19 protein-coding genes are annotated in these 24485 nt (G+C 68.8%); 13 read left to right on the top strand and 6 right to left on the bottom strand.

Annotated features, from left to right (window positions below):
- Positions 1 to 67 precede the first annotated feature (67 nt).
- Together E0H45_RS06915 and E0H45_RS06910 are read right to left on the bottom strand one after the other, a co-directional pair.
- A complete protein-coding gene (locus tag E0H45_RS06915; protein WP_238154837.1) occupies positions 68 to 3187 on the bottom strand; it encodes a glycoside hydrolase family 3 N-terminal domain-containing protein in 3120 nt (1039 codons plus the stop codon).
- A gap of 151 nt (positions 3188 to 3338) precedes the next feature.
- Positions 3339 to 4004, bottom strand: coding sequence for a hypothetical protein (locus E0H45_RS06910; protein ID WP_131335403.1), 666 nt, complete (start codon positions 4002 to 4004; stop codon positions 3339 to 3341).
- Between the two features lie 124 nt (positions 4005 to 4128).
- Between E0H45_RS06910 and E0H45_RS06905 the strand changes: the two genes are divergently transcribed.
- The 3 genes from E0H45_RS06905 to E0H45_RS06895 all read left to right on the top strand — a co-directional run bounded on the left by E0H45_RS06905 (position 4129) and on the right by E0H45_RS06895 (position 10853).
- Positions 4129 to 5970, top strand: a complete 1842-nt coding sequence (locus tag E0H45_RS06905; RefSeq protein ID WP_131335402.1) for a S8 family serine peptidase — start codon at positions 4129 to 4131, stop codon at positions 5968 to 5970.
- 87 nt (positions 5971 to 6057) lie between these two features.
- A complete protein-coding gene (locus E0H45_RS06900; protein ID WP_131335401.1) occupies positions 6058 to 7020 on the top strand; it encodes an LLM class F420-dependent oxidoreductase in 963 nt (320 codons plus the stop codon).
- A 188-nt stretch (positions 7021 to 7208) separates the two neighbouring features.
- Positions 7209 to 10853, top strand: a complete 3645-nt coding sequence (locus E0H45_RS06895; protein WP_238154836.1) for a S8 family peptidase — start codon at positions 7209 to 7211, stop codon at positions 10851 to 10853.
- A gap of 101 nt (positions 10854 to 10954) precedes the next feature.
- On the opposite strand, the gene E0H45_RS06890 is transcribed toward E0H45_RS06895, so the two are convergent.
- Positions 10955 to 12325, bottom strand: coding sequence for a lytic transglycosylase domain-containing protein (locus tag E0H45_RS06890; RefSeq protein ID WP_131335399.1), 1371 nt, complete (start codon positions 12323 to 12325; stop codon positions 10955 to 10957).
- Positions 12326 to 12590: 265 nt separating this feature from the next.
- Between E0H45_RS06890 and hemL the strand changes: the two genes are divergently transcribed.
- The 9 genes from hemL to E0H45_RS06845 all read left to right on the top strand — a co-directional run bounded on the left by hemL (position 12591) and on the right by E0H45_RS06845 (position 21123).
- Entirely contained in the window at positions 12591 to 13916 is a 1326-nt protein-coding gene (gene hemL / locus E0H45_RS06885; protein WP_131335398.1) for a glutamate-1-semialdehyde 2,1-aminomutase, read from the top strand.
- 37 nt (positions 13917 to 13953) lie between these two features.
- The gene (locus E0H45_RS06880) at positions 13954 to 14577 is read left to right on the top strand and encodes a histidine phosphatase family protein (protein ID WP_238154981.1); all 624 of its coding nucleotides are present in this window, start codon (positions 13954 to 13956) and stop codon (positions 14575 to 14577) included.
- A complete protein-coding gene (locus E0H45_RS06875) occupies positions 14577 to 15140 on the top strand; it encodes a TlpA family protein disulfide reductase (protein ID WP_131335396.1) in 564 nt (187 codons plus the stop codon). Before E0H45_RS06880 ends, E0H45_RS06875 begins: the two co-directional genes overlap by 1 nt.
- 4 nt (positions 15141 to 15144) lie before the next feature.
- Positions 15145 to 15888: a cytochrome c biogenesis CcdA family protein gene (locus tag E0H45_RS06870; RefSeq protein WP_131335395.1), complete on the top strand. Its 744-nt coding sequence runs from the start codon at positions 15145 to 15147 to the stop codon at positions 15886 to 15888.
- 1 nt (position 15889) lies between these two features.
- A complete protein-coding gene (gene resB, locus E0H45_RS06865; RefSeq protein ID WP_131335394.1) occupies positions 15890 to 17476 on the top strand; it encodes a cytochrome c biogenesis protein ResB in 1587 nt (528 codons plus the stop codon).
- Positions 17473 to 18468, top strand: a complete 996-nt coding sequence (ccsB, locus tag E0H45_RS06860) for a c-type cytochrome biogenesis protein CcsB (RefSeq protein ID WP_131335393.1) — start codon at positions 17473 to 17475, stop codon at positions 18466 to 18468. The genes resB and ccsB overlap by 4 nt, the downstream gene beginning before the upstream one ends.
- A 1-nt stretch (position 18469) precedes the next feature.
- On the top strand, positions 18470 to 18721 hold the full coding sequence (locus tag E0H45_RS06855; protein ID WP_131286723.1) for a DUF4229 domain-containing protein: 252 nt from the start codon (positions 18470 to 18472) through the stop codon (positions 18719 to 18721).
- A 179-nt stretch (positions 18722 to 18900) separates the two neighbouring features.
- A complete protein-coding gene (locus E0H45_RS06850) occupies positions 18901 to 19503 on the top strand; it encodes a TetR-like C-terminal domain-containing protein (protein WP_238154835.1) in 603 nt (200 codons plus the stop codon).
- A 60-nt stretch (positions 19504 to 19563) separates the two neighbouring features.
- On the top strand, positions 19564 to 21123 hold the full coding sequence (locus tag E0H45_RS06845) for an MFS transporter (RefSeq protein ID WP_131335391.1): 1560 nt from the start codon (positions 19564 to 19566) through the stop codon (positions 21121 to 21123).
- Between the two features lie 60 nt (positions 21124 to 21183).
- Here the strand turns inward: E0H45_RS06845 and E0H45_RS06840 are convergent, their stop codons facing one another.
- Genes E0H45_RS06840 through E0H45_RS06830 form a run of 3 tightly spaced genes read right to left on the bottom strand, consistent with a single transcriptional unit; the run spans position 21184 to position 23066 of the window.
- Positions 21184 to 21666 (bottom strand): GNAT family N-acetyltransferase, encoded by a 483-nt coding sequence (locus E0H45_RS06840; protein ID WP_131335390.1) that lies wholly within the window; start codon positions 21664 to 21666, stop codon positions 21184 to 21186.
- Positions 21667 to 21703: 37 nt separating this feature from the next.
- Positions 21704 to 22723 (bottom strand): M48 family metallopeptidase, encoded by a 1020-nt coding sequence (locus tag E0H45_RS06835; RefSeq protein WP_131335389.1) that lies wholly within the window; start codon positions 22721 to 22723, stop codon positions 21704 to 21706.
- Positions 22724 to 22757: 34 nt separating this feature from the next.
- Entirely contained in the window at positions 22758 to 23066 is a 309-nt protein-coding gene (locus E0H45_RS06830; protein ID WP_131335388.1) for a hypothetical protein, read from the bottom strand.
- 195 nt (positions 23067 to 23261) lie between these two features.
- Between E0H45_RS06830 and cds1 the strand changes: the two genes are divergently transcribed.
- The gene (gene cds1 / locus E0H45_RS06825) at positions 23262 to 24380 is read left to right on the top strand and encodes an L-cysteine desulfhydrase Cds1 (RefSeq protein WP_131335387.1); all 1119 of its coding nucleotides are present in this window, start codon (positions 23262 to 23264) and stop codon (positions 24378 to 24380) included.
- The last annotated feature ends 105 nt before the right edge of the window (positions 24381 to 24485 follow it).

The following is a 24485-nucleotide window of genomic DNA, read 5'->3' as shown; positions in this document are numbered from 1 at the left end:
GGAGTAGCGCGCCTGGGGGGTGTTGGCCGGGACGGATGAGGGGTCACCGTCCCGGCCAACACTTGTCTTACCTGGAAGCCGCAGTCAGTTTCGTGACCGCGCTGCTCAGCTGACCGCTGAGCAGGGCGTGGTCGGCGTCAGAGATGAGCTTCGACGCCGGCTCGGTCACGTTCTGGCCGACGTGGTTCTGCGCGATCCACCGAGCCACGCCGACGACCGCATCGTCCTCGGCGAAGGTGTCCGCCGTGGTGCGCTCCAGGAACTTGGCGGACTGGGCGGCCGCGGCCAGGGCGATGGTTGCCTGCGGCCCCGACCAGTCGCGGACCTGGAGCGCGGCACTCGCTGCGATCCCGGCCGCCACCGCGTACGGATCGTGCTTACGCAGCAGGGTGTTGCGGGCCTCGGTCAGTGCGGCACGGGCTGCGGACTGGGTCGTGAGGCCCCAACCGAACGGGTACTGCGGGTTGTAGGACGCATCGCCGACGTTCAACGGCTGCTGGTCCTCCGTGCGCGGCCAGCTGACCGGCAGGCGACCGCTGAACGGGACCTTGCCGAACAGCACGTCCGCAACCCCGGCACCCTCGGTCCCCGGCAGCCACGACGCGATCAGCGCGTTAATCTTGCCGAGCTGATCCGCGATCACCTGCGGACGCCCGGACACGATCAGTACGACGCACTTCATCGCACCGCAGACCTTGTCCACGGCCGCCTTGTCGGCATCCGAGAGCAGCAGGTCATGACCGTTGCCGACATCCCCGATTCCTTCCGCGTACGGGCGTTCGCCGACCACGACCACGCCGACGTCGTGACCCTCGAGCGGCGCTGACGCGTCCGCGCTGAACGTCGCGTCAGGCACCACCTGCTTGATCCCGTCGAGGATCGTCGTACCCGTGGTCGTCGCACCGGATCCGCCCTGCCAGCTGATGCTCCAGCCGCCCATCTGGTTGCCGAGGTCGTTCGCGTTGCTGCCGGCGACATACACCTTGGCGGTGGATGCTAGTGGCAACAGATTGCCGTCGTTCTTCAGCAGTACCTGCGACTTCGCCGCGGCCTCACGCCCGACGGCGCGGTGCGCGGCCGATCCGATCGACGCGGCGTTGGATGTGTCGGCGTACGGGTGCTCGAACAGGCCGAGCTTGAACTTCTCGGTCAGGATCCGGCGGACCGCGTCGTCGATCCGCGTCATCGGGATCCGGCCGGCGCCGATCTCCTCGGTCAGGCCCTGGGTGAAGCCCTGGTAGTTCGTCGGCACCATGATCATGTCCAGGCCGGCGTTGATCGACGTACGGATGTCGCTCGCGTAGTCGCCCGGCAGCTGGTCGATCGCCTGCCAGTCACTGATCACGAACCCGTCGAAGCCCATCCGCTGCTTCAGCACGCCGTTGATCAGCTCACCGTCCCCGTGCATCTTGACCGGCGCGGCGCCGTCGACCGACATGCTCGAGTACGACGGCATCACGGTGCCGATGCCGAGGTCGACGGCAGTCTTGAACGGCGCGAGGTGGATGGTCTCCAGTTGCTGCCGGGTCACCTGCGTGATGCCCTGGTCGATCTTGTACAAGCCGGTCGTCGAGCTGCCGTACGTCGTACCGCCGTCGCCGACGAAGTGCTTCGCCGTCGCGAGGACGTGGTTGTTGCGTGCGAGTTGACTGCCGTCGCCCTTGCCCTGCAGACCGGTGATCACGGTCGCCATCGACTGCACGAGCGCCGGATCCTCGCCGTACCCCTCGTACGCACGGCCCCAGCGGTCGTCGCGCACCACGCACACGCACGGCGCGAAGTCCCACGGGATGCCGGTGGCGCGGACCTCGGTCGCGGTCACCTCACCGGTCCGCCGGGCCAGGTCGGGATCGCGAGTGGCGCCGATCGCGATGTTGTGCGGCAGGATCGTCGCGCCGATCACGTTGTTGTGCCCATGCACCGCGTCGACGCCGTAGATCAACGGGATCTGCAGCCGGGTCGCCTGCGCGTTCAGCTGGAAGGTGTCGATCATCGCGGCCCACGCGGCCGGGGTGTTCGGGGTCGGGACGGAGCCGCCGCCGGACAGCAGCGAGCCGAGCGCGTACGACGCGATGTCCGAGCGGGACCGGAGCGCGTTCCGCTCGGCCTGGGTCATCTGTCCGACCTTTTCCGCCGTCGTCATCCGGGCGAGCAGGTCGGAAACACGTTTCTTGATCGGGAGTTTCCGGTTCAGGTACGGCAGGTCGTGTGCGTCGACCACCACGACCGGCTGGGTCTGCGGGGCCTTCGCACCGCTGACCGTGAGCTCGAGGGGAACGGTTTCCGCGACCTCTGCGGAACGGTCTTTCCGGGTGGTCACGGAAATGTTCTGCGACGTTCCGGAAACTGTTCCGGCCGGGAACGTGATCGTTCCGGAGACCGGCGTGTAGTCGTCGGCGCCGGCCGTTCCGGTTCCGGTCTTGTAGTCGACGGTGACCGGCTCCTCGAGCGGCGTACCGCCGGTGGTCGCCACCGAGACCTTCACCTGCGCGGTCGCGCCCTCCTTGACCGGGTACACGTCGGCGTCGGTGACGACGCTGTTCTTCAGGGCCGGGTCGGCCTTGCCGTAGACCTCGACCTGGTCGATCGCGAACTCACCCGGTGCACCGGCCGGCATCGTGAACGCGTAGCCCCACATCTGGGTCAGGTTCAGGATGTGGTCGATACCGCCGACGGGCTGGTAGTCGCCGCGGTACACGAGGTCGCTGAACGGGATCTCGACCAGGTGCCAGCCCTGCCAGTCGTCGGTGAAGCTGGTGTTCCACAACTCGGACGCCTCGGCGTTCGCGCCGCCGTCCTTGATCTCGAAGAAGATCCGCTTCCCGGAGCCGGGCGGAAGCGGGGCGGTGTTCTGCCCGTACCACCAGAACCGGATCCCCTTGTACGGCGACCAGTCGCCGGGGTTCACGTCGTACGTGATGTCGTGGCTGAACCCGCCCCAGCCGCTGATGTCGTACGTCCCGTGCAGCACCTTCTCGCCGGCCGGTGCGTCTGCCCGAGTCTGCAGCTCGAGCGTCGGCGGGTCGTCCGCGTCGCTGCCCCAGGTGAAGATCCCGGGGTTCGGGGGCGCCGCGAACGGCTCCGCACCCTCGAACGCCGCCAACGTCACCGGAGCCGGATCGTCGGCTGCCGCCGGCGTCGTCACCAGCAGGCCGCCCAGCAGAGCGGCCGCCGCGACAACGGCCACCCGCCTCCTCCGGCGATCCGCGGATCGAGAACCAGACCACCAGAGCATGGCGACTCCTCACAGGGACACGCAGAGGGACACAGAGCACGAGCGCTCGGGCCCGACTCTCAGCCCTCCCCGAACCCGGGTCAAGAGCTCACCGGTTCCGGAACTAGAGCGCTCTCACGGCGTCGCCGAGCGCTATCGGGCCCATGTGCGGACGCGGACCCGGGCGGTACTCGGACCGGACGAGCTCCGGGGCCTCGATGAGCATCGTGCCGAGCGACGTCGTGCGCCGGTCGCCGACCCACTCGATCAGCGCGTCCGGGGCCGCGATGTCATCCGTGAAGTGGAGGAGATTGAGGTACCAGATGTCGCGGCGTTCGGTCTCGTACCAGGCATCGGGACCGAGCTCGTGGGTGACGTGGTCGCTGAAGGCGTCGGCCGCAGCGTCCAGTGGCTCGGCGCAGGCCATGACCGTGCCTGCGGTGAGAGTGAGGCCGGTAACACGGAACCCGATCGGCCACTGCGCACGCGTGGTCGCGCGGTGCAGGGCCGAGTGGTACCGGGCGACGACCGGATCGTCGGCGGGGAGGTGCTCGCGGCGGGGCTCCAAGGCACGGACCGTCAGGTGGGCAGAGCCGAGTTGCCCGGTCTGCCAGTGCCCAGGCCCCGCCAGCTCCGCCGCCTCCTGCGTGACGGCATCCAGTGCGTGGGAGAGCCGACTCTCCGGTGCAGGGCGCAGTACGACGCTGAGCGGCCAGCGCCCGCCTTCGCGCGGGAGCTCGTCGCGCTGGTGCGTGCCGGCTGCGATCCGCGGGGCCGCGGTGGTGAACAAGTGGTCGAACTTCGTGGTCTCGATGATGAACCCTCCTTCGGATCGATAGACGCAAGGACTGGACAGTCGGTTGGTGGGTAGATGACTGTGGGTCGCGACCGCGCTGTAGGGGGAGAGGACACCTATGAAGCTCCGATATGTGCTGGGCAGCGTCATGCTGATCGTTCCGATGGCGGTGGTTGCCGTGGGCTCCCCGGCGACCGCAGCGACACCACCGGGCCCGGCAGCAGCACAGGCTGCACAGGCTGCACAGAGCAAGATCCCGTCGATGCTGCGGGACGCCGCGACGCTGGCTGCGAAGAACCAATCGAGTGTGCAGACCCGCTCGCTGGGCGTAGAGGGCAGCCGCCTCGGGGTCCAGGTGTACGCCGCCGCGCCGGTCACCGCGCAGCAGCAGGCCGACCTCACCGCACTCGGCGTCTCTGTGCTCAAGAACTCCGCGGACTTCCCGGCCGTCGCCGGCGCCGAGCTCCCCAGCACCGGCCTGGTCTCTGCCACGGTCCCGTACGACAAGCTGGACGCCGTCGCGGCACTCGGCTGGGTGACGGCCCTGCGTCCGTCGCTGCGGCCCGCCGTCGACGTCGGCCCGATCACTGCCGAGGGTGTCCAGCTGCACCAGGCGGACAAGGCACAGGCCAAGGGCTTGACCGGTCGCGGTCAGAGGATCGGCGTGATCTCCGGTGACGCCGACCATGTCGCGGACGCGATCGCCGCGGGCGAGCTGCCGGCCGACACCAAGGTGCTGCAGTCGGCGGCGTACGGCAACGACGAGGGCACCGCGATGATGGAGATCATCCACGACCTCGCTCCGGACGCGAAGCTGGCCTTCGCGAGCACGCTGGACACCAACGCCGACTACTTCGAGGCGTTCCACATCCTCGCGAAGTCCGGTGTCACGATGATTGCCGAGGACATCGCGCTCGACGACGAGCCGGCGTTCCAGCAGGGCCTCGGCGCCGCAACGGCCGAGGCGCTCGCCAAGCACGGCATCTGGGTCAGCTCCTCGGCCGGGAACCTCGGCAACCGGCACGCACCGCGGGTGACCGCGACCGGAACGGGCAAGGGTGCGGACGGCGCGACCGGGCCGTACACCGGCTGCAAGAAGGCGCCCGACAACGTGGTGCGGTTGCGCGGCAGCGACACGACGTACGACCTCAATCTGCTGCCCGGCGCCGGAATCATGCCGACACTGCAGTGGAGCGAGCCGCGGGCGATCTACCCGACCGCGGGTCAGGGCGGGTTCACCGATCTCAACCTGTACCTGATGGACAGCACGGGGACGAAGTGCCTCGCGTCCAGCGACGCCGTCCAGGCGAACGGTGTCGGCGACACCATCGAGCAGTTCGAGTACTTCAACACGACGACCGCGGCGCAGCCCGTGAAGCTCGTCGTCGACGTCGAAGGGACCTCGACGGCCCGCAAGGCGCCGATCCTGGATCTGCGCTGGCGGGCGCTGTCGGCCGGCGTCCAGACGATCGACCCGCCGGAGCCGGCCGGCTCGATGAACCCGGACTCGAACTACACCGTCTTCGCCACCAGCGCGGGCGCCGTGAACGCGAGCGTGTCCACCGACCCGAAGACCGCACCGCTCGAGGCGTTCAGCGCCGCGGGTCCGACGCAGCTCGTCAGCACGACCCGCTGCCCCGGCGGGAGGCCCGGCCCGTGCCGCGGGATCTCCGGCGCAGGCGCGTTGAACTTCCCGGCGCCGAACTGGCTCGCGGCCGACGGCGAGTCGGTCAGCGGCGTCGGCGGCTTCGGCTCCGGGACCTGCCCGACCACGACCCAGGGCGGCTGCCGCTTCTTCGGTACGTCGGCCTCGGCGCCGACCGCTGCCGGCGTGGCGGCCCTGACCCGGCAGGAGTTCGGCGGCCGGCTGGCGCCCGTCGCGCTGAACGCCCTGCTCTCCGCCCGAGCCGTCGATCGCAGCGGACCCGGCACCGGAGCGGGAGTGCTGAGCGCCCGATGAATTAAGAAGCTGTAGTGGTCCGATTGAGTGCAAATTCAGTACTCGTATTCATGGACCGATGCTGCCATCCCCGGAAAGGATGGCAGCATGACTACACGTTTCGGGGTCTTCGTACCGCAGGGCTGGAAGATGGACCTGGCCGGCATCGCCGATCCGATCGAGCAGTGGGAGGCGATGACCGACGTCGCCAAGCGGGCCGACGAGCAGTCGTGGGACTCGATCTGGCTGTTCGACCACTTCCACACGGTGCCGGAGCCGAGTGACAACACCACCTTCGAGTGCTGGAGCGCCACGGCGGCGCTGGCCCGCGACACCAAGCGGGTGAACATCGGCCAGATGGTCGGCTGCAACGGGTACCGCAACCCTTCGCTGTACGCGAAGATCGCATCCACCGTCGACGTCGCGAGCCACGGCCGCCTGTACGCCGGGATCGGCGCGGGCTGGTACGAGCACGAGTGGAAGGCGTACGGCTACGAGTGGACCGACGTACCGCAGCGGATGGCCGCGTTCCGCGAGGCGACCGAGATCATCTACAAGATGTGGACCGAGGACAAGCCGGTCTACAACGGCAAGTACTACTCGATCGATGCCCCGATCAACGAGCCGAAGGGCGTCCGCAAGCCGCACCCGAGCTTCTGGATCGGCGGCGGCGGCCCGAGGGTCACGCTGAAGCTGGTCGCGCAGTACGCCGACGCCGCGAACATCGGCGGCGGCAACCCGCAGCTGTTCAAGGAGAAGGCGGACATCCTCCGCGGGCACTGCGAGAAGCTCGGCCGGAACTACGACGACATCATCAAGTCGACGAACTTCAACGTGTTCCCGATCGACAAGGGTGACGACCCGCAGAAGGCGACCGAGAAGGCGCTCGGCCCGATGAACCGCGAGAAGTTCGACCGCGACAACACCATCGCCACCGAGGACGAGATCGCGGACAAGGTCGAGGCGGTCCTGGAGGCCGGCGCCGACTACGTCATCTTCTACATCCCCGGCGTCGCCTACGACCTCGATCTCCTCGAGCGGGTCGAGAACATCGCCAAGCGCTTCGCCTGACTTTGAGCACCCACCAACCGTTTTTCGGCGCGGTGTTTGGTTGGTGGGTGCACAAGGTGGCCGGTATCGGTCATGGCGGGTGTAGGTCAGGGGGATCGGTAGACCGGGGCTGAGGGCAACTGCGAGGGTCGCTACGACGGCCTCGCGTGGGTCGGGGCGTCGGGAGGTTTCCCCCTGTGATGTCTCGAATGTCCCGGTCCGCGGTCGGCCTGCTCGCCGCGGTGGTCGCCGGCTCCCTGCTGCTGACGACCACCACGGCGAATGCCGGCCCGCCCGACGCACCAGCCGGCCCCACGGCAACCAACCCGACGCCCGGCGCGAGCAGCAAGCGGATCACGCTGATCACCGGGGACGTCGCCGAGCTGACCACGAGCTCCAACGGCCAGGTCTCGGCCCGCCTGCTCGACGACGAGCCGTACTACTTCGGCACATTCGACGGAGACCTCACCCTGGTCCCGGCCGACGCCTACCCGCTGTTCTCCGCGGGCCGCCTCGACAAGCGCCTCTTCAACCTGACCGAGCTGGCGGCGCAGGGGTACGACGACGCCAGCAACGCTAGCCTTCCGCTCCTCCTGACCGCGCCCGCCACCCTCCGCAGCGCACCAAGCACGCCCGCCGCTGCGACGTACCGCCGTACCCTCGCCAGCGTCGGAAGCACCGCGGTGAGCGTGCAGAAGGCCGACGCGAAGACGTTCTGGGACGGCATCAGCGGCCCGACCACGTTCAAGTCCAGCCAGGTGACGACGATCTGGCTCGATGGCCGCACCCACGCCACCCTCGACCAGTCCACGAAGCAGATCGGCGCCCCGACCGCCTGGAAGCAGGGGTACGACGGCAACGGCGTGAAGGTCGCCGTACTCGACACCGGGTACGACGCCGGCCACCCCGATCTCGCGAAGCAGGTCGTCGCGTCGGAGAGCTTCGTCCCCGACCAGGCCGTCCAAGACCTGCACGGCCACGGAACGCACACCGCCTCGATCGTCGCCGGTCTCGGTACAGCGTCCGACGGCAAGCGGAAGGGCGTGGCACCGGGCTCGGAACTGCTGATCGGCAAGGTGCTCGACAACAGCGGCGGCGGCTACGACTCCGAGGCGATCGCCGGCATGGAGTGGGCCGTCCAGCAGGGCGCGAAGGTCGTCAGCATGAGCCTCGGCGGCTGGCCGTCCGACGGCACCGACCCGATGAGCGAGGCCGTCGACCGGCTGTCGAAGTCGAGCGGCGCGCTGTTCGTGATCGCGGCCGGCAACTCCGGCGCCGAGGAAACCGTCGGATCTCCCGGCGCCGCGTCCGAGGCGCTGACCGTCGGCGCGGTCGACCGGGACAACAGCCTGGCGAACTTCTCCAGCCGCGGCCCGCGCGTCGGCGACGGCGCCCTGAAGCCCGAGGTGACCGCTCCCGGCGTGGAGATCGCCGCCGCCCGCGCCGCCGGCACCGAGCAGGGCCACATCCTCGGCCAGTACTACACAGCCATGAGCGGTACGTCGATGGCGACGCCGCACGTCGCCGGCGCCGCCGCGATCCTCGCGCAACGGCACCCCGACTGGACCGGCCCGCAACTCAAGGCCGCACTGGCCTCGACGGCTGTCCCGTCGGCCGGCGCCCGCACCGACCAGCAGGGCCTCGGCCGGATCGACATCCCGAACGCGCTCGACCCGAAGGTCCTCCCGGACACCGCCAACCTGTTCTTCGGTGACCTGTCCTGGACCGGCCCGACCGCCCCCGCGCCGGTCACCCGTACGGTTGCCTACCGCAACAACTCGAACCGGCCGGTGACGCTCACGCTGTCGGTCGACGCACAGTCTCCGGCGGGGGTGGAGGCCGGGCTGACGGTGAGCCCAGCCCGGCTGACCATCCCCGCCGGTGGTACGGGGTCCGCGACCGTCACCCTCGACCTCGCCAAGACGCAGTCCGCCAAGTACTCCGGTGTGCTGACGGCCCGCGCCGGCGCCACGTCGTACCGGACCGGCCTCGGGTTCGCGGCCGCCGGGCGGCTGAACCAGGTGACCGTGAAGGCGATCGGCCGCGACGGACTGCCCGCCACCACCAAGGCCGGTGCGAGCGGCGTACAGCTGTGGAACCAGGACACCGGCGACGTCAGCGCGATCGCGTTCGACGAGACCGGCAGCCGCACGCTCGACGTACCGACCGGCCGCTACAGCGTGATGGCGTACGCCGTTGGCGGCGACGAGGCGGACTGGGCCAACTCGATCACGCTGCTCGGCGATCCGGACGAGTGGATCGGCAGCGACCGGACGTTCACGTTCGACGCCCGGGCGGCGCACAAGGTGACGATCAAGACGCCGCGACCGGCCGACGCGCAGAGCATCGGCGTCGCCTGGCACCGCAAGGTCGGTGACCGGGACGCCGTGTCCGGCTGGGCGTACAACGGCCGGGTCGCCGACGGCGTCTACGTCCAGGACTTCGGAAAGGTTGCCAACGGCACCTTCCAGGTCGTGCAGCGCTGGGATCTCGCGCAGCCGAAACTGACCGTCGACGTCAACGGCGTACGCCTGCCGACGCCGGCCGAGGGATCGTCCCGGAACGTGTACGTCGGGAACGAGAAGCTCCCGCTCTACAACGGCGGCGACGGTACTGCGGCCGAGCTGACCGGCGCCAAGGACGCCGCCGTGCTGATCCGTTGGGGTGGCTTCAGCAAGACGACCGCACAGGTCAAGGCCGCGAAGGCCGCCGGCGCCAAGGTGGTGTTCCTCTACAACGAAGCCCCCGGCTTCTGGTCGACCAGTAGCGACCAAGGCGTCCCGCTCTACCTGTTGCGATCCGATCAGGGCAACCAACTGCTCGCCGAGCTGGCGAAGGGCCCGCAGTCCGTGCAGCTGAACGGCCTGCTCGACAGCACCTACCGGTACGACGTCGCGCTCGGCCCGTCGGTGGTGAAGGGCGCGCTGACGTACGACGTCGCGAAGATGCGCCCGGCCGTGGTGACCACGGACTTCCAGCGCAACGACGCGTTCTGGCTGCACCGGGACCAGCGGATCGCGCACCTTCCGGGGATCTCGACCGGACTGACGTCGTCGCGGTTGGTGGCCGGTGCGGTGAAACGGACCGACTACCTCGTCACCGATCAGAAGGGCGTCACCTGGGACGAGAAGACGTCCGCGGGGGAGTGGAACGAGACCGGCTTCGAGGCCACGATCACGCGGTCCTACCGGCCGGGCGAGCAGGTCACGCGCGGCTGGTGGGAGTCGATCACGCGTCCCGCCGTACCGGGGTTGTCGGACGCGCCGGGTGACGAGGCGCAGGGCTGGCCGCCGGCGCGGTTCGAGAACGCGCTGCGGATCGCGATTCCGCAGTACGTGAGCGGCGACCGGACCACGTACGGCTGGGCCGACCGCGGCGACGTGACGAGCATGAAGCTCAGCAGCAACGGTGTCGAACTGGGCAGCAAGAACTGGTCGGTCGCACAGTTCACCGTCCCGGAACGCGCCGCGTGGTATGACCTGACGCTGGACCAGCAGCGTGGCCCGAACAGCTGGGCGAAGACCTCGACGTCGACGCACACCCAGTGGCACTTCCTCTCGGTGCCGTCCAAGAGCCGGGCCGTACTGCCGCTCGTTCAGGTCGACTACAAGCACACCAACGGCTGGCTCGAGCTCACCCCGCGCTACCAGCCGGGCGTGCGCGGCGTGGGGATCTTCCGGACCACCGCGGAGATCTCGTACGACGGGAAGACCTGGAAGAAGCTGTCGCTGCGCGGGATCGGCACCGTCCGCGCTCAGGTACCGGCCGGTGCGTACCCGAGCATCCGGGTGACCGCGACGGACCTGATCGGCAACAGCATCACCCAGACGATCGACCGCGCCTGGGCCAGCTGAACGTTAAAAGGGCGACGCCACGAAGCGGGGGGATTGCTTCGTGGCGTCGCCAGGGGCGCGCCAAGGGAGGGGTGGGGGCTGGCGCGCCGGTCCAGTAGGGATCAGCTCCCGAGGATGCCTCCACCGAGGATGCCCAGCAGTCCGAGGGCGGACAGCAGACCACGGATGACCTGGTCGACCGCCTTGGCGCCACCGGTCTGGTAGGCGGTCACGCAGTTCTGCAGCTGGGTCTGGGTCGGCTTGGTGATCGTCACCTTCGCCATCTCGGACTGGCAGTACGTCGTGGCCTTCTGCAGCTCGGCCAGCGTGCTGCCGACCGTGCCGACGATGACCCCGACCGCCGTGGTCAGGCTGGTGAGACCCGGCTTCGGTGTGGTCGTGGTCGGAACCGTCGGCTTGGCCGTGGTCGGCTTCGAGGTGGTCGGCTTCACCGTCGTCGGCGTCGCCGTCGGCCGGCTGCTCGGAGTCCCCGTCGGCGTCGCGGTCGGCCGGTCCGTGGGCCGGTCGCCGTCCCGCTCGTCGGTCAACGTCGGTGTCGGCGTGGCCGTCGCGGTGGGCGTCGGGATGTCGATCGCCTTCGGTAGGTCCTTGTCCGACGGGGCGTCGATGGTCGGGTCGTCGATCTGGTCGCCGGCCTCGTCCACGTCGTCACCCGCGGTGCCGTTGCCGACCGCGATCCAGCTGCCGCCGGCGTACGCCTTGGCGATGCTGACCACCAGGTCGACGTACTGCTGCGAGTGGTTGTAGCGCAGGACCGCGGAGTTCAGGTCGCTCGCCTTGGACAGGTCGGTCTTGCCCGAGCAGAGGTACACCCCGGTCGACATCGCCGCGTCGTCGATGTCCTGCGGGTTCCGCACGCCGTCGCCGTCGCCGTCGACTCCCATGGCTCGCCAGGTGCCGGGGATGAACTGCATCGGACCGACCGCGCGGTCGAACGCGCCGTCACCGTCGAACGAACCCGCGTCGGAGTCGGAGATCCGCGCCGTCCCGGACGAACCGTCCAGCCGCGGACCGAAGATGCCCGGAACCGCGACGCCCAGCGAGTTCAGCGCGTTGCCGCCGAAGCGGCCGTGGTTGGACTCGACCCGGCCGATCGCGGCCACCAGCGTCCACGGCAGGTGACACGCCGGATCCGCCTGGGCCAGCACCTGCTGGGCCCGGGAGTACGCCTTCAAAGCGGCGTTCGGGATGCCGTTGCGGGACAGGCCCGAGACCACTTGTGTCGGTTGCTCGCCAGGGTCGACGCCGTGGCCGACCACACCTGGCACCGGCACGTTGGCCGGGAAGGCGATCGGCTGCTTCGGTACGACGACCGGGTTGCCCCCGGACAGACCGTTCTCCAGCGACGCCGTAGCGATCGCGGGGTCGTCCGTGGCACTGACGGTGAACGCGCTCGCGAACAGCGCCAACGGGATCAGCGGCGCCACTTGACGCCACCCGCTACCCGTGGCGCGGCGCTTGCCCTTCGCCATCGATGATTCCCCTCCGTGACTCATCGACCAGCCCGGCCCCACGCTGCGGACAGTCTCTTTGTCTTTCTCGGTTGCCGTCGTAATAGGTCTAACGTCCGCCCCGTTGCGTGGGTTACGTTTCGAACGCAGACCGTGTACGTCCGGTCACCGGGTACCCATACTGGCGCGTAACAAAGCGCCTGTGAACCCCTTGCGGACGATCGGGTCCTGAAAATCGCCCTGCCCTGCCGGTCGGGGCGCCGGACCGGTCGGGGAGAATGGCCCGGTGACTGACCCTGGGCCCGCACACACTGAACACTCCGCCGAACTCTTCGCCCGAGCCTCTACGGTGACCCCGGGCGGGGTCAACTCTCCGGTCCGCGCGTTCCGCGCCGTCGGCGGCGTACCGCGATTCATGGCTTCCGGTGACGGATGTCACATGACCGATGTCGACGGCAACCGCTATCTCGACCTGGTCAGCTCCTGGGGCCCGCTGCTGCTCGGCCACGCCCATCCCGAGGTGATCGCCGCGGTTCAGGCCGCTGTCGGCCGCGGTACGTCGTACGGGACGCCGACCGAGACCGAGGTCCTGCTCGGCGAGGAGATCGTCGGGCGGACGCCGGTGGACAAGGTCCGGCTCGTGTCGTCCGGGACCGAGGCAACGATGTCCGCGCTCCGGCTGGCCCGCGGGTTCACCGGGCGCGCCAAGATCGTGAAGTTCGCCGGCTGCTACCACGGACATGTGGACGCACTGCTGGCCCAGGCCGGTTCCGGCGTACTCACGCTGGGCATCCCCGGTACGCCGGGAGTCACCGAGGCCACCACGGCGGACACGATCGTGCTGCCGTACAACGACCAGGCCGCGGTCGCCGCCGCGTTCGCGGAGTACGGCGACCAGATCGCGGCCGTGATCACCGAGGCGTCGCCCGGGAACATGGGCGTCGTTCCGCCGCGGGACAACTTCAACGCCTTCCTCGCCCGGATCTGCACGGAAAACGGTGCACTTTTCATTTCCGACGAGGTCATGACCGGCTTCCGGATCACCCGCTCGGGCTGGTACGGCGTCGACGGCGTCCGGCCGGACCTGATGACGTTCGGCAAGGTGATGGGCGGTGGCTTCCCGGCCGCGGCGTTCGGCGGTCGCGCCGACGTCATGTCCCACCTCGCGCCGGAGGGCTCGGTGTACCAGGCCGGCACGCTGTCCGGGAACCCGATCGCCACGACCGCCGGTCTGACCACGCTGCGGCTGGCCACCGACGAGGTCTACGCCAAGCTCGACGAGACCTCGCTCACCATCCAGCGTCTGGTGTCGACCGCGCTGGACAAGGAAGGTGTGCCGCACGTCATCTCGGCGGCCGGGAACCTCTTCAGCGTCTTCTTCGTGGAGTCCTCGGAGGGACCTGCCGAGATCCGGGACTTCACCGGAGCCAACGCCCAGGTGCTGCCCCGGTTCACGGCGTTCTTCCATGCCATGCTGGACGCCGGTGTCTACCTGCCACCGAGCGCGTTCGAGGCCTGGTTCGTCAGCGCCGCCATCGACGATGACGCGCTGGCCGAGCTTGAGTCCGCCCTCGCTCCGGCGGCCCGCGCGGCAGCCGCCGTACAGAACTGAAGGGACAGCGGTGACCGAAACGACGGTCGTGCACCTGATGCGTCACGGCGAGGTGCACAACCCGACCGGCGTGCTCTACGGCCGGATCCCCGACTTCCATCTGTCCGAGCTCGGCCGCGCGATGGCCGACCGGGTGGCCGAGCACGTCAAGGGCCGCGACATCGTGCACCTGGTCAGCTCGCCGCTGGAGCGGGCCCAGGAGACGATGGAGCCGATCTCCAAGGTGTTCGGGATCACGCCGGACATCGACGAGCGGGTGATCGAGGCGGCGAACCTGTTCGAGGGCAAGAAGTTCGGCGTCGGCGACGGCGCGCTGCGCAACCCGAGCGCCTGGTGGTTGCTGCGGAACCCGTGGAAGCCGTCCTGGGGTGAGCCGTACCAGCAGCTCGTCCGCCGGATGCGGGATGCCATCGAGACCGCCCGGCAGAAGGCCGCCGGTCACGAGGCGCTGATCGTGTCGCACCAGCTGCCGATCTGGATCGTCCGGTCCGCGATCGAGGGCCGCCGGATGTTCCACGACCCGCGCAAGCGCCAGTGCAGCCTCGCGAGCCTGACCTCGTTCACCTTCCACGGCGAAGACATCGTCTCCGTCGGCTACTCCGAACCGGCGAAGGATCTGCTGCCGGTCAAGAACTCGAAGAAATTCGTCGGAGGGGCCTGATGCGCCGCGCTGTTGTCCTGGTCGCCGGTCTGCTGCTTGCTGTCACCGCTTGCTCGTCCGGCCAGCAGGCAGCGCAGAACCGCCAGGGCCAGTCGGGTTTCGTCAGCGGCAACGGCAACGTGTCGACGTTCACCGCGGCGGATCGGAAGCCGGCGCCGGAGCTGACCGGCAAAACGCTCGACGGGACGACCTGGACCCTGTCCGAGCAGACCGGCAAGGTCGTCGTACTGAACGTGTGGGGTTCGTGGTGCCCGCCGTGCCGCAAGGAAGCACCCGAGCTGGTCGCGGCCGCGAAGGAGCTCGGGTCCGCGGTGCAGTTCATCGGACTGAACACCCGCGACCTCGACCCGGCGCCGGCGAAGAAGTTCGTGCAGGAGTTCGGCGTCCCGTTCCCGAGCATTTACGACCCGAACGGCAAGGCGCTGCTGCGGTTCCGCGGCCAGATCTCGCCGAAGGCCATCCCGACCACGCTGGTGATCGACAAGAACGGCAAGGTCGCGGGACGCGTCGTCGGCGAAGTCACGAAGCAGACGTTGCTGGGCATGGTCAAGGACGCCGGTTGAACTGATGGGTGAGTGGTTCGCCTCGTCGATGACGGGCTCGATGCTGGTGGCACTGCCGATCGCGGTGCTGGCCGGTGCGATCTCGTTCTTCTCGCCGTGCGTCGTACCGCTGCTGCCCGGCTATCTGTCCTACGTCACCGGCCTGTCCGCGGCCGAGCTCGGCTCGGACAAGCGCGGCCGGATGCTCGCCGGTACGGCGTTGTTCGTCGCCGGGTTCTCGGCCGTGTTCATCCTCACCGGCGTCGTGTTCGGCAAGGCGGGCGACCTGCTCATCGACCATCAGACCACGATCACCCGGGTCCTCGGCGCGCTGACCGTCGTCCTGGGTCTCGTCTTCCTCGGCGGGTTCGGGTTCCTGCAGAAGGATCTGCGCGTTCACCGCGTGCCGGCGGTCGGGATCGCGGCGGCGCCGCTGCTCGGCGTACTGTTCGGATTCGGGTGGACGCCATGTATCGGGCCGACGCTCGGGACCGTGATGACGCTGGCTACCACCGAGGGCAGCACCGGGCGCGGCGCGGCGCTGGCGTTGGTGTTCAGCCTCGGGCTGGGGATTCCGTTCATCGTGGCGGCGCTGGCGTTCCGGCGGATGCTGTCCGCGGTGGCGTGGGTCCGCAAGCACCAGCTGCTGGTGATCAGGATCGGCGGCGTACTGATGATCGCGGTGGGACTGCTGCTGCTGACGGGAGTGTGGGATGCGATGACCGCGGACCTGCGGCAGTGGGTCGCCAATTTCGGATCGGCGGTCTGAGATGACTGAGATCAAGGACCGGATCGCCGCGGCGTCGGGCCCGGACGAACCGTCCGGACCGCCGGCGCTCGGCCTGGTCGGCTGGCTGCGCTGGACCTGGCGGCAGCTGACGTCGATGAAGACCGCGCTGGTGCTGCTGTTCCTGCTGGCGCTCGGCGCGGTGCCGGGATCGCTCGTCCCGCAGACACCGATCGACCCGATCAAGGTGTCGGACTTCCTCACCGCGCACCCGAAGCTCGGCCCGCTGTACGACAAGCTCGGGCTGTTCGACGTCTACAAGTCCGCGTGGTTCTCGGCGATCTACCTGTTGCTGTTCATCTCGCTGATCGGCTGCGTCGTACCCCGGCTCTCTGTCTATGTGAAGGGTCTGCGGGCCCGGCCGCCGAAGCCGCCGCGGAACCTGAACCGGCTGCCCGGGTACCAGCGCTTCGAGATCTCCGAAGCGGGCGACGTTCTCGAGGTCGCGACCCGCGAGCTCCGCAAGCGCCGCTTCCGGGTGCAGGTGTACGACGGCGCGGTCGGCGCGGAGCGTGGATACCTGCGCGAGGCCGGCAACCTGCTCTTTCACTTCTCGCTGATCCTGGCGCTGGTCGGAGTCGCCTGGGGTTCGCTGTTCGGCTACCGCGGCAGCGTGCTGGTTGTCGTGGGCAACGGGTTCTCCAACTCCGTCGCGCAGTACGACGACTTCACGCCGGGACGCGCGTTCAGCGGTGACGACGACCTGCCGCCGTTCTCGCTGACGGTGAAGGACTTCGAGGTGAAGTTCCAGGAGGACGGTCCGCAGAAGGGCGCGGCGCGGGAGTTCAAGGCGCAGCTGGATTACCAGCAGACGCCGGACGCGCCGGAGAAGTCGTACCAGCTCGAGGTCAACCATCCGCTGAAGCTGGACGGGAGCAGCGTCTACCTGCTTGGCCACGGATATGCGCCGCGGGTGACGGTTCGCGACGGGCAGGGGAACGTGGCGTTCTCCGGACCGGCGCCGTTCCTGCCGCAGGACAGCAACTTCTCGTCGTTCGGCGTGATCAAGGCGCCGGACGCGCGGCCGATGACGCTGGGGTTCGAAGGCTTCTTTCTACCGACCGCGTACATCGGTCCGAACGGGCCTGTGTCGGTGTTCCCCGACGACCTGAACCCGGAGCTGGTGATGACCGGGTACTACGGCCGGCCGCAGCCGGAGACCGGGAAGCCGGAGTCGGTGTACCAGCTGGACAAGTCGAAGCTGACGCAGTTCCAGAAGGACGGCGACAAGTGGCGGTTCCAGCTCGCGCAGGGGCAGAGCGCCCAGCTGCCGGACAAGGCCGGGTCGATCACGTTCGACGGATACAGCCGGTGGGTGAAGCTGCAGATCAGCCACACTCCGGGGACCGGGCTCGCGCTGGCCGGCATCTCGCTGGCGATCCTCGGCTTGATGGGTTCGTTGTTCGTGCATCCGCGCCGTACCTGGGTGCGGGTCCGCGAAGAGGACGGGCGTACCGTTGTCGAGGTCGCCGGTCTGGACCGCGGCCCCGAGCGCGGGCTCGGCGACGAGATCCAGGCCATCACCAAGAGTTTGAAACCCGCCAGCTCGAGCACCGAGGAGCAGTCATGAGCCCGGAGACCTACGCACAAGTCTCCAACCTGCTGATCCCGACTGCCACGGTGATCTACGCCCTCGCGATGGTTTCCCACGCGATGGAGTGGGCCCTCGGTCGCGCGGCGGTTGCCAAGACCGCCGCGCTGAAGGACGAGGTGCTGGTCGCGTCCGACGGCGCAGCGGTCTCCGGCGGCGTTGGCGACGTACCTGATGCTCCTGCGGTTGAGGAGCCGGCGTCGAGCGAGCGGCTCGATGCGGCCAGCCGGATCGGGCTGTTGCTGACCTGGTTGGGCTTCGTGCTGCACCTGGGCGGTGTGGTGACGCGTGGGCTCGCGGCGGGGCGCGTGCCGTGGGGGAACATGTACGAGTTCTCCATCACGGCGTCGCTCGCGGTCGCGATCGTGTACCTGATCTTCGTGCAGCGCTACAAGCTGCAGTACCTCGGGCTCGGCGTGACGTTCGTGATCGCCGCCGTCCTCGGTCTGGCGGCGCTGGCGCTGTACACGCCGGCCGGTCCGCTGGTTCCGGCGCTGCACTCGTACTGGCTGGTGATCCACGTGTCCGCGGCCGCGATCTCCGGTGGTGCGTTCACCGTCGGCGGCCTGGTCTCGGTGCTGTACCTGGTCAAGGCCCGCGCCGAGCGCCGCGTGCTGGCCGGCGGCACGATGTCCGCGTCGCTGCGCCGCCTTCCGAGCGCGGAGGCGATGGACGGTACGGCGTACAAGGTGCTGGCATTCGCGTTCCCGCTGTGGACGTTCGGTGTGCTGGTGGCCGGGCCGATCTGGGCCGAGCACGCCTGGGGCCGGTACTGGGGCTGGGACCCCAAGGAGGTCTGGTCGCTGGTGACCTGGGTGGTGTACGCCGCCTACCTGCACGCCCGCGCGACCGCGGGCTGGCGTGGCCGCCGGGCCGCGACGATCGCGATCGTCGGCTGGTTCGTCTTCATCTTCAACTTCGTCGGGGTGAACCTGTTGGTCTCCGGCCTGCACTCCTACGCCGGGGTCTGACATGAAGGAGTTCGGGATCTACACCGGCCTGCGGGCGGCTCTGTTCGCCGTCTGCCTGGCGGTGCTGTGGTTCGCACTGCGCACCTGGCTGTCGATCTGGCCGATCGCGTTACTGGCCCTGATCGTCTCGTCGATCCTGTCGATCTTCGTCCTGCGCGCCGCCCGCGACCGCCTGGCCGGCAAGATCGAGACCCGCGCCACGAAGATCTCCACCCGCCTCGAGCAGGCCCGCTCCGCCGAGGACGACGACTAAGGGCGAGTCCCGCCTGAACACGCCGTACCAGTGGTCGACTGGTACGGAGAGTGATCTATGCCACGGATGAATTCCGGGCAAAATCGTTTGTGCATTCCTTCACATGAGTCGTAACGTGGTCGATGAAACGGAACCGTTTCGTTCTATCGGTGTTCTTGTAGCTACTCAGGGTGATGACGGTGGATGCAGCAGGCGTGCGGCAGCGGCCGCGGGTCGAAGGCGGGCGTGAGGAGGAGATCCTCGACGCGACCGTGGCGGTGGTGGCCGAGCTCGGCTACGACCGGCTGACCATGGACGCGGTGGCGACGGCGGCGAAGGCCAGCAAGGCCACGCTGTACCGGCGCTGGTCCACCAAGGCCGAGCTGGTCGTGGACGCGATCAGCCGGGCCAAGGGCTGCCCGATGCCGGAGGACGTCGACACCGGCAGCCTCCGCGGCGACCTGATCTCGATGTCCTGCGGTGACGGCGGCTTCACCGACGAAATGCCGATGTCGGTGATCGCCGGCCTGATCACCGCGCTGCACCGCGACGCCGACCTGCAGAAGGCGTTTCGTGAGCGGTTTCTGGCGCCGCGGCTGGAGCTGACCCGCAAGGTGTTCGAACGGGCCGTCGAGCGCGGTGAGATCGGCGCCGACGTCGACGTCGATCTGCTCTCGACGACGCTGCCCGCGGTCATCGTCCACCACGCCTATGTCCTCGGCATCGAGCCGACCGACGATCTGATTCTCCGAGTGATCGACAACGTGATTCTGCCTGCGGCGCGGGGGTCGCAGGTGAGCTGACCGGTGAGGGGCCGGTCCGCGATTCAACCAGGCAAGTCTGCCCAAGAGGGGAAATATTCCATGTCCGAAGAAGTCATCAACGCCGATCCGCCGGAGGGACGGCCGGTCGATGCTGCGAGCGGGGCCAACGCGCACGGCCACCGCAACCTCGGCATCGCGCTCGCGCTGATCTGCATGGCGCAGCTGATGGTGGTGCTGGACGGCACCATCGTGAACATCGCGCTGCCGCACATCAAGGACGCGCTCGGGTTCACCGACGCCTCGCTGCCGTGGGTGGTCAACGCCTACGCCCTGGCGTTCGGCGGCCTGCTGCTGCTCGGCGGGCGGATCGGGGACATCGTCGGCCGCCGCAAGGTGTTCATCATCGGCGTCGTGCTGTTCGGCCTGGCGTCGTTCGTCGGCGGTATCGCCCAGAGCGAGAGCGTGCTGCTGGCCAGCCGGATCCTGCAGGGCATCGCGGCCGCGGCCGCGTCGCCGAATGCGCTGGCACTGATCACCACGACATTCCCGGCCGGCAAGGAGCGCAACCGCGCGATGGCCGTGTACGCCGCGATGTCCGGCGCCGGTGCGGCCGTCGGCCTGATCCTCGGCGGCGCGCTGACCGAGGCGTCCTGGCGCTGGACCTTCTTCATCAACACGCCGATCGGCCTGATCGTGGCGGTGCTGGCGTTCCGGTTCCTGGGCGAGTCGGCCCGGCAGACCGGCAAGTTCGACCTCCCGGGTGCGATCACCGGCACTGTCGGTCTGACCTCGCTCGTCTACGGTCTGACGCACGCCGCCACCGACGGCTGGGGCGACACCTGGACGCTGATCTTCATCCTGGGCGGTCTGGCGCTGATCGGGACGTTCCTCGCGATCGAGGCCCGCTCGCGGCACGCGCTGATGCCATTCCGGATCCTTGCGAACCGGACCCGCGGCGTGAGCTTCTTCGTGATGCTCATCGTCGGTGCGGCGATGTTCTCGATGTTCTACTTCCTGGGCATCTTCGTGCAGAGCATCATGGGCTACAGCGCGATCAAGACCGGCCTGTCGTTCCTGCCGTTCAGCTTCGGCATCGTGGTCGCGGCACAGGTCGCGTCGGCGCTCGTCGCCCGGGTCGACCCGCGGTGGATCTCGGGTGCCGGTGGGGTGTTCGTGGCGGCCGGTATGTTCGGGTTCAGCCGGCTCGAGGTCGACTCGACGTACCTGACCCACCTGCTGCCGTACATCCTGGTGCTGTCGTTCGGTATGGGCCTGATCTTCGTCCCGCTCACGCTGACCGCGGTCAGTGGGGTCGCGAACGAGGACTCCGGCGTCGGTTCCGCCGTACTGAACACGGTGCAGCAGATCGGTGGTGCGGTCGGCCTGGCGCTGCTCGGCACGATCTCCACCAGCGCGATCAAGGACAAGTTCGCCGAGCTGGCCCCGGGCCTGCAGAAGGCGGCCGAGTCCGGGCAGTCGCCGGAGCAGATCAAGCAGCTCCAGGGGCAGTTCACCGCGCTCGCCACGACGCACGGCTTCACGCGGGCGTTCATCTGGTCGGCGTTCCTGGCGCTGGGCGCAGCCCTGATCACGCTGGTCGGCCTGTCGATCAAGCACAAGGACCTGGCCAACGACGGTCAGCCCGTCCACATGGGCTGATCACACCGGTACTCGAAAGGCCCGCTTCCCGGGAGGGGGGAAGCGGGCCTTTCGTTGTGTCTACAGGGGTTTGCGCATCACGATCTCGCGACGTACGCCGTCCGGCATCAGGTCGCCGGGCTCGTCGGTGTCGACGTACCCGTGGCGCAGGTACAGGTTGTGCGCCGGGTCGTTGCCGGGGACAACTGACAGCGCCAAGGTGCCGGCGCCGATGCCGCGGGCCCAGTCCTCGATCGCCGTCATCAGCGCGTTGCCGACACCCTTGCCGCGGCCGGCGGGTGCGACCCACATCGAGACGAGCTCGGCCGTCTGCGGTTCCTCGCCGGGGAAGCCACCGGCCATACCGGCCGGCGTACCGTCGATCGAGGCGATCACCTGATAGGCGCCGGGTACGGAGAGCCGTTCCCGCCAGCGTTCCTCAGGAGCGTCTATCCAGTCCGCGAGCTGCGACCCGAAGGCGAACGGCGCTTCCTCCAGTGCAGCGAGCCGGAGCTCGCTCCAGGCTTTCCAGTCGTCCGGGCCGATTGCTTGTACGTCGATCACGCGCACAGGATCGCAGTCGGCCCGGACGGGACACCACTCAGTTTCGGGGCGGGAACCTCGAGGAGACCCAGTCGCGGACGCCGCCGAGGCCGTCGCCGAGGTCGCGGAGGAACTTGGCCAGCGGGTCCTGCGAGCGGTTGAACGCATCCGTGTACGACTTGGCGGCGTTCTTCGCCTCCTGCGAGATCGACGCGTCGCCGTCGTCCTGACGCTTCGGGTAGTCACCGGAGACGATCGTCGTGTACTCGCCCTCGTCGACCCATCGGCGCAGCTCGTGCGCGCGGATCACGGCCAGCGGGTGCGACTGCGCCTCGAGCAGCAGCAGCTTCAGCACGCTGTCGCGCAGGTCGCCGGAGCTCTCGTACTCCGTGCCTTGCGCAAGGAACGCAGTGGTGTCGAGTTCGTTCAGCTGACCGCCGCTGGCGAGCTTCATCTGGACGCGCAGCGCGACCGCCGGGTCCTGGACCGCGAGCAGACCGGCCCGGTCACCGGACAGCTCCGCCTTGCGGGACCACTCGTGCAGTGCGGCGATGATCGCGCGCAACCCGAGCGCGCCGATCGGCATCCAGCCGATGGCGCCGGTGAGGCGCATCAGCCAGAGCAGGAGCGACTGGTACAGCGCGTGACCGCTCTGCGCGTGGCCGAGCTCGTGACCGAGGACGAACCGCAGTTCCTCCTCGTCCAGGCCCTGCAGCAGGGCGCTGTTCACCACGATGAACGGCTTGTCCATGCCGATCGTGACCGCGTTCCAGATCGGGCTGTTGGTGACGAACAGCTCGGGGAGCTGACGGACGTCGAGCGTGGAGGCCGCCTCGGTGTAGAGCCGGTGCACGGTCGGGAACTGCCGCTCGTCGACCCGGATCGCCGAGCCGAGGTACTGCAGCCGGAACGCGCGCTCGTTGATCAGGCCCGACATCTTCCGCAGGACGTAGTCGAACCCCTTCAGCTGCCGCAGCGCGACCAGCGCACCGCGGTCCGCGGGGTGTTCCCACGCTCGCGAGCTGATATCGGTCAACGTCACCCGCTGCCGCGTCGGCCGATCACTGTTCTCGGTCATCGTTCCCCCTGCCCGGTCGTCATGGGTCCCCAACCTAGCTCGCGTTCGGGGTCGGACGCGGGTTGAGCGCTACAGCCAGCAACAACGTGGGAATCCATCCGATCGGCACGGCGAGCCAGCCGAGGTGGCCGGCGGCCAGTGCGGTCGTTGCGACGGAGAGCGCCGTACCGCCGAACCAGTACCAGAGGGCGTTCGCGGCTTTGCGTGTCGTGCCGCGGCGGTAGCCGACCCAGGCGAGCGTGAGGGTCGCCGGCAGCGCCAGGGCGATCGACCCGAACGTGAGGATCGCGAGGATGAGTGCGACCTCGGCGGGCGTGAAGTGGATGGCGCCGAGCGGGATCATCGGTCGGCGCGCAGGTAGCCGACGACTGCCAGCGGGCCGCTCGCCGGGACGGCGCGGCCCACTGCCAGAGCCGCGATCATCAGCGCGACGAACCAGTCAGGGAATTCGATCATGCGACCGATCCTCGCCGCCGGAGCAGGTGGTTGCAGAGCGTAGGAATACTCAAATCGCCCTATACGTCCTAGCCTGGCCCGCATGAGTGAGGTTGACGGGGTGTGCCGTGAGGTCGATCGCCGGGACGAGAAGGCGCGTGCCTGGGTGTCCGAGGCGATCCGGATCGTGGACGCCGACGCGAACCGGAGCGCGGACACGCATCTGCACGTGTTCCCGATGCCGGAGGGTTCCGGTGTGGACCTGTACCTCAAGGACGAGTCCGTGCACCCCACCGGCTCGCTCAAGCACCGGCTCGCCCGGTCCCTGTTCCTGTACGCCCTGTGCAACGGCTGGATCCACGAAGGCACCACGGTCATCGAGGCGTCCAGTGGCTCCACCGCGGTCAGCGAGGCGTACTTCGCCCGGCTGCTCGGCCTCCCGTTCGTCGCGGTGATGCCGCGCTCGACCAGCCCCGAGAAGGTCGAGCTGATCGAGTTCTACGGTGGCCGCTGCCACTTCGTCGAACGCTCCGGCCAGATCTACGGCGAGGCCAAGCGCCTGGCCGACGAGACCGGCGGCCACTACATGGACCAGTTCACGTACGCCGAACGCGCGACCGACTGGCGTGGCAACAACAACATCGCCGAGTCGATCTTCGGCCAGCTCTCGCTGGAGCAGCATCCGATCCCGACCTGGGTCGTGGTCGGCGCGGGGACCGGCGGTACGTCGGCCACCATCGGGCGGTACGTCCGCTACCAGCGGTACGACACGTCGGTCGCCGTGGTCGACCCGGAGAACTCCGCGTTCTACCCGGCCTTCGAAGCCGGTGACCACGAGTTCTCCACCGGCCGCCCGTCCCGCATCGAAGGCATCGGCCGCCCGCGCGTCGAACCGTCCTTCGTGCTCGGCGTCGTCGACCGGATGATCTCGGTGCCCGACGCCGCCTCGATCGCCGCGATGCGTTTCTGCTCCCGCGTCACCGGCCGCCTCGTCGGCGGTTCCACCGGCACCAACCTCTGGGGCTCACTACGCCTGGCCGCCGAGATGCGCCGTACGGGCGCCCGCGGCAGCATCGTCACCCTCCTGTGCGACAGCGGCGAACGCTACGGCAACACCTACTACGACGACGCCTGGCTCCGCACCAGCGGCATCGACATCGCCCCGTTCACCGCCACCCTCGAAGCCTTCGCCACCACCGGCCACTGGACCGAACCCGAGTAGTCCCGCGGCACGTTCTGACGGGACCACAGCAGAAGGACACGCCTTCGCCGCGGCTGACCTATTGCCGGCTTCGCCGGGGCGCGCAGCGTGCTGCTGGGCGAATGT

It is taken from the genome of Kribbella soli (genome assembly GCF_004331345.1).
Taxonomy (GTDB): Bacteria; Actinomycetota; Actinomycetes; order Propionibacteriales; family Kribbellaceae; genus Kribbella; species Kribbella soli.
The sequence above is the reverse complement of the archived record's forward strand: the minus strand, read 5'-3'. Positions and strand labels throughout refer to the sequence as shown.

Excerpts from the sequence above, each read along its gene's own strand:
- cds1 (WP_131335387.1), top strand. The coding sequence starts at position 23,262 with ATGAGTGAGGTTGACGGGGTGTGCCGTGAGGTCGATCGCCGGGACGAG.
- E0H45_RS06900 (WP_131335401.1), top strand. The coding sequence starts at position 6,058 with ATGACTACACGTTTCGGGGTCTTCGTACCGCAGGGCTGGAAGATGGAC.
- E0H45_RS06905 (WP_131335402.1), top strand. The coding sequence starts at position 4,129 with ATGAAGCTCCGATATGTGCTGGGCAGCGTCATGCTGATCGTTCCGATG.
- E0H45_RS06830 (WP_131335388.1), bottom strand. The coding sequence starts at position 23,066 with ATGATCCCGCTCGGCGCCATCCACTTCACGCCCGCCGAGGTCGCACTC.
- E0H45_RS06895 (WP_238154836.1), top strand. The coding sequence starts at position 7,209 with ATGTCCCGGTCCGCGGTCGGCCTGCTCGCCGCGGTGGTCGCCGGCTCC.
- E0H45_RS06855 (WP_131286723.1), top strand. The coding sequence starts at position 18,470 with ATGAAGGAGTTCGGGATCTACACCGGCCTGCGGGCGGCTCTGTTCGCC.
- E0H45_RS06870 (WP_131335395.1), top strand. The coding sequence starts at position 15,145 with ATGGGTGAGTGGTTCGCCTCGTCGATGACGGGCTCGATGCTGGTGGCA.
- E0H45_RS06875 (WP_131335396.1), top strand. The coding sequence starts at position 14,577 with ATGCGCCGCGCTGTTGTCCTGGTCGCCGGTCTGCTGCTTGCTGTCACC.
- ccsB (WP_131335393.1), top strand. The coding sequence starts at position 17,473 with ATGAGCCCGGAGACCTACGCACAAGTCTCCAACCTGCTGATCCCGACT.
- E0H45_RS06835 (WP_131335389.1), bottom strand. The coding sequence starts at position 22,723 with ATGACCGAGAACAGTGATCGGCCGACGCGGCAGCGGGTGACGTTGACC.
- resB (WP_131335394.1), top strand. The coding sequence starts at position 15,890 with ATGACTGAGATCAAGGACCGGATCGCCGCGGCGTCGGGCCCGGACGAA.
- E0H45_RS06890 (WP_131335399.1), bottom strand. The coding sequence starts at position 12,325 with ATGGCGAAGGGCAAGCGCCGCGCCACGGGTAGCGGGTGGCGTCAAGTG.
- E0H45_RS06845 (WP_131335391.1), top strand. The coding sequence starts at position 19,564 with ATGTCCGAAGAAGTCATCAACGCCGATCCGCCGGAGGGACGGCCGGTC.
- E0H45_RS06880 (WP_238154981.1), top strand. The coding sequence starts at position 13,954 with ATGCGTCACGGCGAGGTGCACAACCCGACCGGCGTGCTCTACGGCCGG.